At 66.0% G+C, this 13232-nt stretch carries 9 protein-coding genes and 2 pseudogenes; all 11 read right to left on the bottom strand.

Features of this window, described 5'->3' with window-relative positions; all coding sequences use genetic code 11:
- Nucleotides 1–6: 6 nt before the first annotated feature.
- Entirely contained in the window at nt 7–1221 is a 1215-nt protein-coding gene (locus tag AC3IR9_RS09825) for a coproporphyrinogen III oxidase (RefSeq protein WP_489295541.1), read from the bottom strand.
- A gap of 44 nt (nt 1222–1265) precedes the next feature.
- Nucleotides 1266–2596, bottom strand: a pseudogene (locus AC3IR9_RS09820) (MFS transporter).
- Nucleotides 2597–2621: 25 nt separating this feature from the next.
- Nucleotides 2622–3518: a peptidylprolyl isomerase gene (locus tag AC3IR9_RS09815; protein ID WP_489295540.1), complete on the bottom strand. Its 897-nt coding sequence runs from the start codon at nt 3516–3518 to the stop codon at nt 2622–2624.
- A gap of 3 nt (nt 3519–3521) precedes the next feature.
- Nucleotides 3522–4229, bottom strand: a complete 708-nt coding sequence (narI, locus tag AC3IR9_RS09810) for a respiratory nitrate reductase subunit gamma (RefSeq protein WP_489295539.1) — start codon at nt 4227–4229, stop codon at nt 3522–3524.
- Complete coding sequence (narJ, locus tag AC3IR9_RS09805) at nt 4226–4906, bottom strand: nitrate reductase molybdenum cofactor assembly chaperone (RefSeq protein WP_489295538.1); 681 nt, start codon at nt 4904–4906, stop codon at nt 4226–4228. Before narJ ends, narI begins: the two co-directional genes overlap by 4 nt.
- Nucleotides 4903–6447 carry a nitrate reductase subunit beta gene (gene narH / locus AC3IR9_RS09800; RefSeq protein ID WP_489295537.1) on the bottom strand — a complete coding sequence of 515 codons (1545 nt, stop codon included), beginning with the start codon at nt 6445–6447 and terminating at the stop codon, nt 4903–4905. Before narH ends, narJ begins: the two co-directional genes overlap by 4 nt.
- Nucleotides 6447–10194 (bottom strand): annotated as a pseudogene (locus AC3IR9_RS09795) (nitrate reductase subunit alpha). Before AC3IR9_RS09795 ends, narH begins: the two are co-directional and overlap by 1 nt.
- 68 nt (nt 10195–10262) lie before the next feature.
- A complete protein-coding gene (locus tag AC3IR9_RS09790; protein WP_489295536.1) occupies nt 10263–11681 on the bottom strand; it encodes a NarK family nitrate/nitrite MFS transporter in 1419 nt (472 codons plus the stop codon).
- A gap of 139 nt (nt 11682–11820) precedes the next feature.
- On the bottom strand, nt 11821–12150 hold the full coding sequence (locus AC3IR9_RS09785; protein ID WP_489295535.1) for a hypothetical protein: 330 nt from the start codon (nt 12148–12150) through the stop codon (nt 11821–11823).
- Nucleotides 12151–12184: 34 nt separating this feature from the next.
- Nucleotides 12185–12745 carry a molybdenum cofactor guanylyltransferase gene (gene mobA / locus AC3IR9_RS09780; protein WP_489295534.1) on the bottom strand — a complete coding sequence of 187 codons (561 nt, stop codon included), beginning with the start codon at nt 12743–12745 and terminating at the stop codon, nt 12185–12187.
- Nucleotides 12726–13232, bottom strand: coding sequence for a molybdenum cofactor biosynthesis protein MoaE (locus tag AC3IR9_RS09775; protein WP_489295780.1), 507 nt, complete (start codon nt 13230–13232; stop codon nt 12726–12728). Before AC3IR9_RS09775 ends, mobA begins: the two co-directional genes overlap by 20 nt.

Here is a 13232-nt window from a genome sequence, read left to right as displayed (position 1 = left end):
GAGGGTCTAGACCAGATCGTTCAGCGGGCGGAAACACGCGGCCATGATACGCCACAACAACATGCCCTCCGGTGCCAGCCGCAGCACGTTGCCGTTCCATTGCGCCCAGCCGTTGGCAATCAGCGGCGCCATGCGCGCCAGCGCATCGCTGAAATTGTCGGCGAAGGAGACCGCGTTGCGCCATTCAAATTCAGCCACGTCCAGGGCGTGGTTGCAGGCAATCTGCTGCACCAGTTCAGAAGCCAATGCTTCGGGCGCGGACTGGATCAGCCCGGCCACCACCCCGGCATGGCCGGCGGCCAGCCGCGCCTGCCATTGCGGCAGGTCGTCCTCCAGCCGGCACAGCACGTCGCCGATCTGGCTGCAGGCGCCGGTGCCGATGCCGATGAAATCGCTGCGGTCGCGGCGCGGTACACGGGCCAGGTCGCAATGACGGTAGTCATCCACCCCACTGGCAGGCGGTGCACGGTCGCCACGCTGGTAATGATCGGCGCCAATGGGAACATAGCCGGCCTGGCCCACCTGCTGCCAGGCAGCCACCCAGGCGGCCAGCGCGGGATGGTCCGGGCGTGTATACGGCGCGGGCAACACGATGCGGTCCGGTGCCAGCGCCAGTACCTGCTCGACGCGGCCGAGGAAGCCGTCATCGGTGCTGGCAGGCACCCGCAACTGGTAATAGCAGGCAGTGAAGCCGGCACCGAGCGCCTGTTCGAGCAGACCCGGGCCGTCGGCACCGGCCCGGTCGATCACGTTCATGCGGGTGCAGCCGATCGCGCGCAGCTGCGCCGGATGCCGTGCGCTGCCCGCGTCCACCCGCACCTCCACCTGCGGCCGCGCCACGATCCGCAGGTGCTGCGGCACCGCATCGAGCACTTTCCCCAACGCTGCCGGCGCCAGGCACTCGGCCAGCCCACGGTGCAGCACCATCGCCACCACTTCGCGGTCGTCGGCGATCAGGGCCGCGTGGATGCGCAGGCAATCCAGCAATGCGGCCTGGTAAGGGGCGCCGATATCGGTGAGCGCTCCGCGCGGCGCCTGCATGCCCAGCGTGAGCGAGCGCGGAATCAACTGCTCGTTGCTGGCCCGCAATGCGGCGCGCCAACCGGCTTCGCCAAACCCGGCACTGAACTGGTGGGCGGGCGGGTACAGCACGTAGACAGGCTGCTGCAGCAGTGACTGCTGCAGCAACGAGGAGGCGGACGGCGACAGTTCGGCGATCATGGCTCCATCCTGACAGCGGCCGTCGCCGGCCGCCCTGATCTGGATCAAGTGCGGGCGCGCCGATCGGCAGCGGCCGCATCGATGGCTTCGGGCAGGTCGGTTTCGCGATCGAGCTGCGGGAAGTGGCGGCGCTCCATGCGACGGATGGCAAAGTGCATCCAACCCAGCGCGGCCGAGACCACCACGAACAGCAGCATGAAGCAGCTGCTCCAGATGCCGATGGCATCGTTGAGCGCACCGAACACGATGGGCAGGATGAAGCCGCCCAGCCCGCCGATCATGCCGACCACCCCGCCCACCGCCCCACGTGTTTGGGGTAATAGACGGGGATGTGCTTGTACACCGCCGCCTTGCCCAGCGACATGAAGAAGCCCAGCACGAACACCAGCACGGTGAACATCACCACGCCGATGGCCAGGTGGAAGCGCAGCTCGCCGTGGATGCCCTGCACCACGTACACCGTGTCCGGGTAGGCCAGCAGGAAGGTACAGATGGCCGACACGCCGAAGGTCCAGTACATCACCCGGCGCGCGCCCATGCGGTCGGACATCCAGCCACCCACCACCCGGAACAGGCTGGCCGGAATCGAATAGCACGCCGCCACGATGCCGGCGTGGCCCACATCCACGCCGTAGACACCCACCAGGTAGTGCGGCAGCCACAGCGCCAGCGCCACGAAGCCGCCGAACACGAAGAAGTAGTACAGCGAGAACCGCCACACCTGCAGGTTCTTCAACGGCGCCATCTGCTCGGCGAACGGCACCGGCTTGACCCCGTCGCGCCGCCGCTGCTCCAGTGACGGATCTTCCTTGGCGAACAGGAAGAACAGCACCGCGGTGATCGCCAGCGCCACTGCCCACACCTTGGCGACCATGGTCCAGCCGGCCGCCACCATCACCAGCGGGGCCAGCAGCTTGGTCACCGCCGCGCCGATGTTGCCGGCACCGAAGATGCCCAGCGCGGTGCCTTGCCGGCTGGCCGGGAAGAACTTCGATACATAGGCCACGCCCACCGAGAAGTTGCCGCCGGCAATGCCCACGCACAACGCGGCAAACAGGAACTGCGGGTAAGTAGTGGCGTAGGTCAGCATCCAGGTGGCCAGCGCGCCGCACAGCATCACCAGCGCCATCACTTTGCGCCCGCCGAACTGGTCCGACCAGATGCCCAGGAACACCCGGCTCAGCGAACCGGTCAGTACCGGGGTGGCAATCAGCAGCCCGAACTGGGTGTCGCTCAGGCCCAGCTGCTGGCTGATCTGGATGCCGATGTTGGAGAAGATCATCCACACCGCAAAGCACACGGTGAAGGCGAACGTGCTCAACCACAAGGCGCGTTGCTGCTGGCCGGGGCTGGCCGGGGAAAGGACCTGGTTCATGCGGTCTCCGGGGGAAGAAGGGGGGTCATTCGGCCTGGGCTTCGATCTCGTCCAGGCCCCGCACCAGGTAGCGCTCGCGCAGCGCCAGCAGGTAGGCCTGCACCTCGCGCTGGCGCACCTGCAGCTCCAGGTAATCGCGGATCTGCGGGTGCACGGCATCGAAGTCCAGCGGCTCGCCGGTCTCCAGTGCGTCGATGCTGACCACGTGGTGGCCCCAGCGCGATTCCACCGGGAAGCCGGCCATGCCCTGCTTCAGGCGGAACACCTGGCGGTCGAACTCGGGGGTGGTCTGGCCACGCTGCAGCCAGCCCAGCTCGCCGCCCTGGTCCTTGGAGGGGCACTGCGAGTGGCGCATGGCCAGATCGGCAAACAGGTGCGGTTGTTCGCGCAGCTCGGCGATCAGTTTCTCGCCCTGGCTTTGCGCTTTCAGGCGCCCGGCCACGTCATCGGCGGGCGCGGCCAACAGGATATGCCGGAGCTTGATCCGGTCCGGCGCGCGGAAGCGGTCGCGGTTCTGCTCGAAGTAACGACGGCAGGCGACCTCGTCCGGCGCGCGTTCGCCCACCTCGGTTTCCAGCAGTTGCTCGATCAGCTGCTCTTCGTCGACCACCCCGTCGCTGTCGCCGGCGGCAGACAGCCCCAGGTGTTCGGCCTCGGCCCGCAACAGCTCACGCACCACCAGCGCCCGGGCGGCATCGGCGCGCGACTGCTCCGGCCGGATCGCACGGTGGAACAACATTTCACGCGCGATATCGGCCTCGCTGATCGCCACCTCGCCCACGAACAGATGGCAGGGCGCTGGCTGGCCGAACGAACGCGGTCCCTCCCCGGCCGCGTCTGCATGGTGGTGGCCGGCCTCGGTGGGCACCGGCTGGGCGGAATCGATCACGGTGATCGGCAGGATTCTGGGCAGGCTGGCCATGGCTTATTCCTTCGACCCGTAGCGCAACGTGGCCTGGCGACGGCGCACCACCTGGTACGGCCGCCACAGGTAGCTGAGCGGAATGCTCCACACATGCACCAGGCGGGTGAACGGTGCGATCAGGAACAGGGTCAGGCCCAGGAAGATATGCAGCTTGTAGACCCAGCTGACATCGGTGATGAAATCGGCGGCGCCGGCACGGAAGGTCACGATGTGCTGCGCCCATTCGGCCAGCATGATCATGACCCCGCCATCCAGGTGGCCCGACGAGGTCTTGATGCTGATCAGGCCCAGGCACAACTGCGCGAACAGCAGTACCAGCACCAGCGTGTCGCCGAAACTGCCGGTGGCGCGTACGCGCGGGTTGAACAGCCGGCGCACCAGCAGGATCACGATGCCCACCAAACACAGCGCACCGAAGAACCCACCCACCACCATTGCCAGCATCTGCTTCTGCGCCGAAGTGATGAAGGGCTCGTACACCCAATGCGGGGTCAACAGCCCGACCAGATGGCCACCCAGGATGGCCAGGATGCCGATGTGGAAACAGTTGCTGCCGATCCGCATGCCGCGGTCGGACAACAGCTGGCTGGAGCCGGTGCGCCAGGTGTACATCGACTTGTCGAAACGCGCCCAGCTGCCGATCAGGAACACTGCCACGGCGATGTAGGGATAGAACTGGAACGCGAACTGATGCAGGTAGTGGTTCATGGCTGGATCTCCCGGTTCTGGGCACGGGCCGGGGAACGGTGCGGCGGATCGCAGTCCTGCGACGGCGCGTCGTTGCCGAAGCGCACCGCCTCCTCTTCCCACAGCTGGTCCATGGCCGCAACGGTGTCATCGCGGATCTCTTCACTGGCACGCTGGCGCATGACCTCCAGGTTGACCTTGCCCTCCCCGGCTTCGACCAGGATCTCGAACAGCACCGCATGCGGCAGCTCACGCTCGGCGGCGCGGGCGGCCAGCATGCCGGCGATATGGCCCACATGGTGCAGCCAGTCCTTGGCCTCGGCCTGCGGTCGCTGGGCCAGGTATTCCAGCAGCAGCGGCAGGTAGTCCGGCAGTTCCTTGGCATCCAGTTCGAAGCCGTTGCGGCGGTAGGCATCGATCAGGTCGACCATGGCCTGGCCGCGGTCGCGCGATTCGCCGTGGATGTGTTCAAACAACAGCAGGCTCATCGCCCTGCCGCGGTCAAAGGTGGACAGCCAGCGGTCCTGCGCGTCCAGCGGGTCGGACGCCAGCAACTGCTGCACGAAGGCCTTCAACTGCGCGCGGCGGCCGCGTGACAATGCCGGGTCATCGGTGGCGGCGATCAGCTCCTCGCCGTGCTGCCACAGTTCTTCGCGCGGGTAGTCCATCAGCACGCCGATCAGTTTGAGCAGGCTCATTCGGTCACCTCATGGCGCCGCTGGCGGTTGGGATGCACCGCGTAGGTAGTGCTCTTGCGCTGGGTGAACAGGTCGGCCGGGCTGCTGCCGTTGCAGCCATCGCCGAAGGTGAAGCCGCAGCCGCCGCGTTCGCCGAAGGCGTCGTTGGCGTATTCGCGGTGTGCGCTGGGAATCACGAAACGGTCCTCATAGTTGGCAATGGCCAGGTAGCGGTACATCTCCTCCACCTGGGCGACGCTCAATCCCACCTGCTCCAGCACGGCGGTGTCCTCCACCCCCTCCACGTTGATGCCGCGGCGCCAGGCCCGCATCGCCATCAGCCGTTCCAACGCGCGTACCACCGGGGCCTCGTCGCCGGCCGACAGCAGGTTGGCCAGGTAGCGCACCGGGATGCGCAGCGAGGCCACGTCGGGCAGTTCGCCGTTCATGCCGAGGTGGCCGCGTTCGGCGGCCGACTGGATCGGCGACAGCGGCGGCACGTACCAGACCATCGGCAGGGTGCGGTATTCCGGGTGCAACGGCAGCGCCAGCTTCCAGTCGATGGCCAGCTTGTAGACCGGCGAACGCCGGGCCGATTCCATCCAGCTGTCCGGAATGCCCTCGGCACGCGCGGCGGCGATCACCGCCGGATCTTCCGGATCCAGGAAGATGTCCAGGTGGGCCTGGTACAGATCCTTCTCGGCCGGCACCGACACCGCTTCACCAATGCGGTCGGCGTCGTACAGCATCACCCCGAGGTAGCGGATGCGGCCCACGCAGGTTTCCGAGCACACGGTGGGCTCGCCCATCTCGATGCGCGGGTAGCAGAAGATGCACTTCTCGGACTTGCCGCTCTTCCAGTTGTAGTAGATCTTCTTGTACGGGCAGGCCGACACGCACATGCGCCAGCCGCGGCACTTGTCCTGGTCGATCAGCACGATGCCGTCCTCCTCGCGCTTGTAGATCGCGCCCGACGGGCACGCCGACACGCACGCCGGATTCAGGCAGTGCTCGCACAGGCGCGGCAGGTACATCATGAAGGTCTTCTCGAACGCGCCGTAGATCTCCTTCTGCACGTTGTTGAAGTTGTAGTCGCGCGAACGCTTGGAGAACTCGGTTCCCAGGATCTCTTCCCAGTTCGGGCCCCACTCGATCTTCTGCATGCGCTGGCCGGTGATCAGCGAGCGCGGCCGCGCGGTGGGCTGGTGCTTGCTGTCGCCAGCGTCATGCAGGTGCTGGTAGTCGAAATCGAACGGCTCGTAGTAGTCGTCGATCTGCGGCAGGTCCGGGTTGGCGAAGATCTTGGCCAGCATCCGCCAGCGCCCGCCGGCACGCGGCACCAGCTTGCCGGCACGGTTGCGCACCCAACCGCCGTTCCACTTCTCCTGGTTTTCCCATTCCTTGGGGTAGCCGATGCCCGGCTTGGTTTCCACGTTGTTGAACCAGGCGTACTCCACGCCTTCGCGTGAGGTCCACACGTTCTTGCAGGTGATCGAGCAGGTGTGGCAGCCGATGCACTTGTCCAGGTTCAGGACCATCGCAATCTGGGCACGAACTTTCATCACGCCACCTCCCGTGCGTTGGCAGTGTCGGCAGTAGAGCTACCCTGTTCACCATCCAGCCAATCCACCTTGTCCATCTTGCGCACGATCACGAACTCGTCGCGATTGGTGCCGCAGGTGCCGTAGTAGTTGAAGCCGTAGGACAGCTGCGCGTAGCCGCCGATCATGTGGGTAGGCTTGAGCACGATGCGGGTGACCGAATTGTGGATGCCGCCACGGGTGCCGCTGATTTCCGAGCCCGGCACGTTGATGATGCGTTCCTGGGCGTGGTACATCATCGCCATGCCCGGCATCACCCGCTGGCTGACCACTGCACGCGCGGCAATCGCCCCGTTGACGTTGAACAGTTCGATCCAGTCGTTGTCCACGATCCCGGCACTGCGCGCGTCATCTTCGCTGAGCCACACGATCGGACCGCCGCGCGACAGCGTCTGCATGATCAGGTTGTCGCTGTAGGTGCTGTGGATGCCCCACTTCTGGTGCGGGGTGATCCAGTTCAGCACGATCTCCTTGTTGCCGTTGCCGCGCTGGTTCAACAGCGGTTCCACGGTACGGGTGTTGATCGGCGGCCGGTAGCCCATGAAGGCCTCGCCGAAGTCGACCATCCACTCGTGATCCTGGTAGAACTGCTGGCGCCCGGTGAGGGTGCGCCACGGAATCAGCTCGTGCACGTTGGTGTAACCGGCGTTGTAACTGACGTGGTCGTCTTCCAGCCCCGACCAGATCGGCGAGGAAATGATCTTGCGCGGCTGCGCCTGGATGTCACGGAAGCGGATCGCCTCGTGCTCCTTGCCCACTGCCAGGTGGGTATGCTCGCGGCCGGTGAAGGTACCCAGCGATTCCCACGCCTTGACCGCGACGTGGCCGTTGGTTTCCGGGGCCAGGTGCAGGATCACTTCGCAGGCATCGATGGCCGAATCAATCGCAGGACGGCCCTGGCTGACGCCCTCGTCCAGCACGGTGTGGTTGAGCTTGCCGAGGAAGTCGATTTCGTCCCTGGTGTCCCAGTTCATGCCCTTGCCGCCGTTGCCCAGCTTGTCCAGCAACGGGCCCAGCGAGGTGAACTTGCGATACAGGTTGGGGTAGTCGCGTTCGACCACCACCATCGAGGGCATGGTCTTGCCCGGGATCGCCTCGCACTCGCCCTTCTTCCAGTCCGACACACCAAACGGCATGGACAGCTCGTTGGGAGTGTCGTGCAGGGTCGGCACCAGCACCAGGTCTTTTTCCACGCCCAGCACGCCGGGCGCCATTTCGCTCACGGTGCGCGCCACGCCCTTGAAGATCTCCCAGTCGCTGCGCGATTCCCAGGCCGGGTCGACCGCCTTGGACAGCGGGTGGATGAACGGATGCATGTCCGAGGTGTTGAGGTCGTCCTTCTCATACCAGGTCGCGGTGGGCAGCACGATGTCCGAATACAGCGCGGTGGTACACATGCGGAAGTCGAGCGTGACCAGCAGGTCCAGCTTGCCTTCGGGGGCTTCATCGCGCCACTTCACTTCTTCGGGTTTGATCGAGCCGGATTCGCCCAGGTCCTTGCCCTGCAGCCCGTGGCGGGTGCCCAGCAGGTGCCGCAGCATGTATTCGTGGCCCTTGCCCGAGGAACCGAGCAGGTTGGAGCGCCAGATGAACATCATGCGCGGGTGGTTCTGGCGCGCATCCGGATCGGCGAAGGCGAAATCCAGCGAGTTGTCCTTGAACTTGGCCAGCGCGTAGTCGGCCGGCGCCACGCCGGCCTGTTCGGCCTCGCGGGTCAGCTGCAGCGGGTTGCGGTCCAGCTGCGGGGTACAGGGCAACCAGCCCATGCGCACCGCACGCAGGTTGAGATCGGCCAGGCTGCCGCTGTATTTGCTGGCGTCGGCCAGCGGCGACAGCAGCTCGTTGACCTGCAGCTTTTCGTAACGCCACTGCCCGCTGTTGAAGTAGAAGAACGAGGTGCCGTTCATGTGGCGCGGCGGCCGGCTCCAGTCCAGCCCGAACGCCAGCGGCTGCCAACCAGTCTGCGGGCGCAGCTTTTCCTGGCCCACGTAATGCGCCCAACCACCGCCGGTCTGGCCCACGCAGCCGCACATGACCAGCATGTTGATCAGGCCGCGGTAGTTCATGTCGTTGTGGAACCAGTGGTTCATGCCCGCGCCGACGATGATCATGCTGCGGCCATGGGTCTTGTCGGCGGTACGCGCGAATTCACGGGCGATCTCGATCACCTCCGCACGCGCCACCCCGGTGATGCGCTCCTGCCAGGCCGGCGTACCCGGCACGTCCTGGTCGTAGCTGGTGGCCACGTTGGCACCGCCGAAGCCACGGTCCACGCCGTACTGGGCCAGCAGCAGGTCGTACACGGTGGCCACCAGTGCCTGGCCGTCATCGGCCAGCGCCAGCCGGCGCACGGGAATGTTGCGCTCCAGCACCTCATCGACCGGCGCGGCGGTCCAGCGCTCGTTTTCCACCCCACCGAAGTACGGGAAGCTGACCGCTTCGATGGCGTCCTCTTTGCCGGCCAGGCTCAGGCGCAGCCGGGTGGCGTCGCCATTGCTGGCCTTTTCTTCGATGTTCCACTTGCCCTTCTCGCCCCAGCGGAACCCCACCGAGCCGTTCGGGATGGTGATGGCATCGCTGTGCTCGTCGATGGCCAGCACCTTCCACTCGGGATTGTTGGCCTCGCCCAGCCCGCCCAGGTCGCTGGCGCGCAGGAAGCGCCCCGGCACCAACCGGCCGTCGTCGCGCCGTTCCAGCCGCACCAGCATCGGCATGTCCGAGTACTGGCGGCAGTAGTCCTGGAAGTACTGCGAGGGCGCATCGACGTGGAATTCGCGCAGGATCACATGACCGAAGGCGAACGCCAGCGCCGCATCGGTGCCCTGCTTGGGGTGCAGCCAGTGGTCGGTGAGCTTGGACAGCTCGGAGTAGTCCGGGCAGATCGCCACGGTCTTGGTGCCGTTGTAGCGCGCTTCGGTGAAGAAGTGCGCATCGGGCGTACGCGTCTGCGGCACGTTGCTGCCCCAGGCGATGATGTAGCGGCTGTTGTACCAGTCGGCCGATTCGGGCACGTCGGTCTGTTCGCCCCACACCTGTGGCGAGGCCGGCGGCAGGTCGCAGTACCAGTCGTAGAACGACAGGCAGGCGCCGCCCAGCAGCGACAGGTAACGCGCGCCGGCGGCATAGGACACCATCGACATCGCCGGGATCGGCGAGAAGCCGACTACCCGGTCCGGCCCATATTGCTTGACCGTGTACAGGTTGGAGGCGGCGATGATCTCGTTGGCCTCTTCCCACTGCAGCCGCACGAAACCGCCCATGCCGCGGCGGGTCTTGTACTCGCGCGCCTTGGCCGGATCTTCCACGATGCTGGCCCACGCATCCACCGGCGCCAGCGTCTTGCGCGCCTCCCGCCACATGCGCACCAGCGCGCCGCGGATCAGTGGGTACTTCAGCCGGTTGGCGCTACGAATAGCTGGCGCCGCGCGGGCAGCCGCGAGGTTCGTGGTTGGGCAGGTCCGGGCGCGTGCGCGGATAGTCGGTCTGCTGGGTTTCCCAGGTGACCAGGCCGTTCTTGACGTAGATCTTCCAGCTGCACGACCCGGTGCAGTTCACGCCGTGGGTGGAGCGCACGATCTTGTCGTACTGCCAGCGCGACCGGTAACTGTTCTCCCATTCGCGGCTTTCGGTCTTGGTGACCCCATGGCCGTCGGCAAAGGGTTGGGCGTCCCGCTTGAAGAATTGCAGGCGGTCAAGGAAATAGCTCATCGTGGATCTCCCTCGGCGATCTTTGGCATCGTGGCTGTGTGGTGCATTGGCTGCGGTGCGAGGTGTTGTCAGCAGGGCGTTTCGGCGCCGCGCCGGTAGTACCACCACCAGGTCACGGCCAGGCAGGTGATGTAGAAAGCAATGAATCCGTACAGGGCCAGCGCCGGACCACCGGTGAGGGTGATCGAGGAGCCGTAGCTCTTGGGAATGAAGAAGCCGCCGTAGGCACCGATCGCCCCGGAGAAACCGACCACCGCGGCCGACTCGATGCTGGCCTGGTGCGTGGCGGCCGCTTTGCCGGCGGCATCGGCGTTGGCCGACAGGCGCTCATGCAGGGTGCGGAAGATCACCGGGATCATCCGGAACGTGGTGCCGTTGCCGATGCCGCTGAGCACGAACAACGCCATGAACGCGCCCAGGAAGCCGAAGAAGTTGCCGCCCTGCCCGTCCTTCGGCAGGAAGTGCAGTACGCCGAATACCGCGGCGATCATCAACGCGAAGATCCAGAAGGTCATCCGCGCCCCGCCCAGGCGGTCGGCCAGGCTGCCGCCCACCGAGCGCATCAGCGCGCCCAGCAAGGGACCGATGAAGGCGTAGGTCATGGGGTTGATGTCGGGGAACTGGCTTTTGACCAGCAGCGGGAACCCGGCCGAAAAGCCGATGTAGGACCCGAACGTACCCACGTACAACCAGCACATCAGCCAGTTGTGCTTGCGCTTGAAGATGACCGCCTGTTCGGCGAACGAGGAGCGCGCACTGGTCAGGTCGTTCATGCCGAACCAGGCCGCGACCGCGAACAGGGCGATGGCCGGTACCCAGATCCAGCCGGCGTTCTGCAGGTACAGCAGCGCGCCGCCATCGGCGGCCGGTTGCGGCGGGCCACCCAGCGCACCGAACACGCCCACGGTGATCACCAGCGGTACCACCAGCTGCGCCACCGACACCCCCACGTTGCCCAGCCCGGCATTCAAGCCCAGCGCCATGCCCTGGCGTTGCTTGGGATAGAAGAAGGAGATGTTGGACATCGACGAGGAGAAATTGGCGCCGCCGAAGCCACATAGCATCGCAATGGCCACGAACACCCAGAACGGGGTGGCCGGATTCTGCACCGCAAACCCCAACCAGATCGTCGGCAGCAGCAGCGAGGCGGTCGACAGCGCGGTCCAGCGCCGCCCGCCGACGATGGGAATCACGAACGAATAGAAAATGCGCAGGGTTGCCCCGGACAGGCTGGGCAACGCCACCAGCCAGAACAACTGGTCGGTGCTGAAATTGAAGCCGATCTTCGGCAGGTTGATCGACACCGCCGAGAACAGCACCCAGACCGAGAAGGCAAGCAGCAGTGCCGGGATCGAGATCACCAGGTTGCGGGTGGCCACGCGATGGCCGCTGCGCTCCCAGTACGCGGGGTCTTCGGGGGTCCAGTCGCTGATGACGCGACCGGGGCCGTTGCTGCTTTTCTGGGTGACATCGCTACCGGTGGTCATGCATGGCTCCGAGGCTGTGGAGTGACGACGGGTATCTGCAACGATTCCTAAGTCACGCCACCATTGGGCCATTGCGCGGCGCGCTTACAGTTGATTTCAATCAATTACGACGGTTTCAACAACGTGCGCCTGACAAATGTCAGGTCGGGGACACCGGCTCGGCATGGCGCCGCCTCGCGCCGCGCTCGCGCAGGCTGTCGCGGATGTCCACGTCGAACTGAAGCTGCACTGCAGCACTGCCGGTATCGAGGGTGAAGGCAAGCCCGTCGCGGCATGGCAGCTGCTGGCTGTAGGCCAGTACGTCGGCGTGCGGCAGCAGCACGCGCAGGTGCTGGGCATCGCCGTCGAGCTGGGCCACAGGCACCGCGCCCAGCATCACCTGCTGCGACCAGGCCAGCCCAGCGCCCAATGCGGTGTGGTTGCCGATCCGTTCGCCGGCCAGCAGGCGGGCCAATTCAGCCTCATCCACGCGAGGCGGACAGACTGCTGCTGGATCTGGATCTTCATGACGCAAGTTCCCTCCACTGCTGGGGGGTATTGCAGTTGGCCAGGCGTGGCAGGTCATCGGCTGCCAGCGGAACTTCACCTACGCCCAGTCGGTGCTGCAACGCCCGTAAGGAGCGCGGTCCGGCGACGTTGTCAAGCATGCGTGCGAGCACAGTGCGACAGTTTGCGTCCACATTCAACCGCATGGGCAACGGGTAGCCGGCGAAAATGGCGACCGGTTCGCGAACTGCGTCACGCAATTGCCTGAGCATGCCGGCGGTCAACGCCGGCATATCCACGGGAATGACCCAGAGCGGGCCATCGGGGATGACCCCAAGCGCGCTGGACAGGCCGCCCAGCGGCCCCAGGCCGGGGACCTGATCGGCAATGCCATCGAATTCGGGGTACGTACCACTCACCCAGACCCGGTACGCGCCAGCGGCGGCCAGCAGTTGCCGTGCATGCGCCAGCAGCGTGCCGCCGGCCCAGCCCAGGCGGGCCTTGTCGCTGCCCATGCGGCGGGATTGCCCCCCGGCCAGCACCAGCCCGCCGACCGGCTCAGTGGTGGGCGTGGTCATGCGCGTGGCCGGTGGCATCGGTGTCCTGCGTGGGCGTGGTCTCGCATAGCGAACAGCCTTCGCTCCAGACACTGTCGCCGTCGTGGTAATGCTCCTGCTTCCACACCGGCGCGCGGTGCTTGACCGCTTCGATCAGCGCCCGGCACGCACGGAATGCTTCATCGCGGTGCGGCGTGCCCGCCGCCACCACTATCGCCACCTCGCCCACCGCCAGCCGACCCTTGGCATGGGCGACATACAACTTCACCTTCGGCCCGAACTGGGCCTCCACCTCGTCGGCGAGGCGTTGGAATTCGTTGAGCACCAACGGCACGAACAGGTCATAGCTGATGCCCAGCACCGCGCGCCCCTGGTTGAGGTCGCGCACCTTGCCGATGAACACATCCAGCCCGCCGAAGCCGGGGTCGGACACAAAGGCAATCGCCTCGGCCGGGTCCAGCGCGGCCTCGCTGCGTTCCACCACTTTCAAACACAGGCGCGGGTCCAT

The sequence above is a fragment of the Stenotrophomonas sp. GL_101 genome, assembly GCF_057835675.1.
This window is presented reverse-complemented; position numbering and strand designations above follow the sequence as displayed.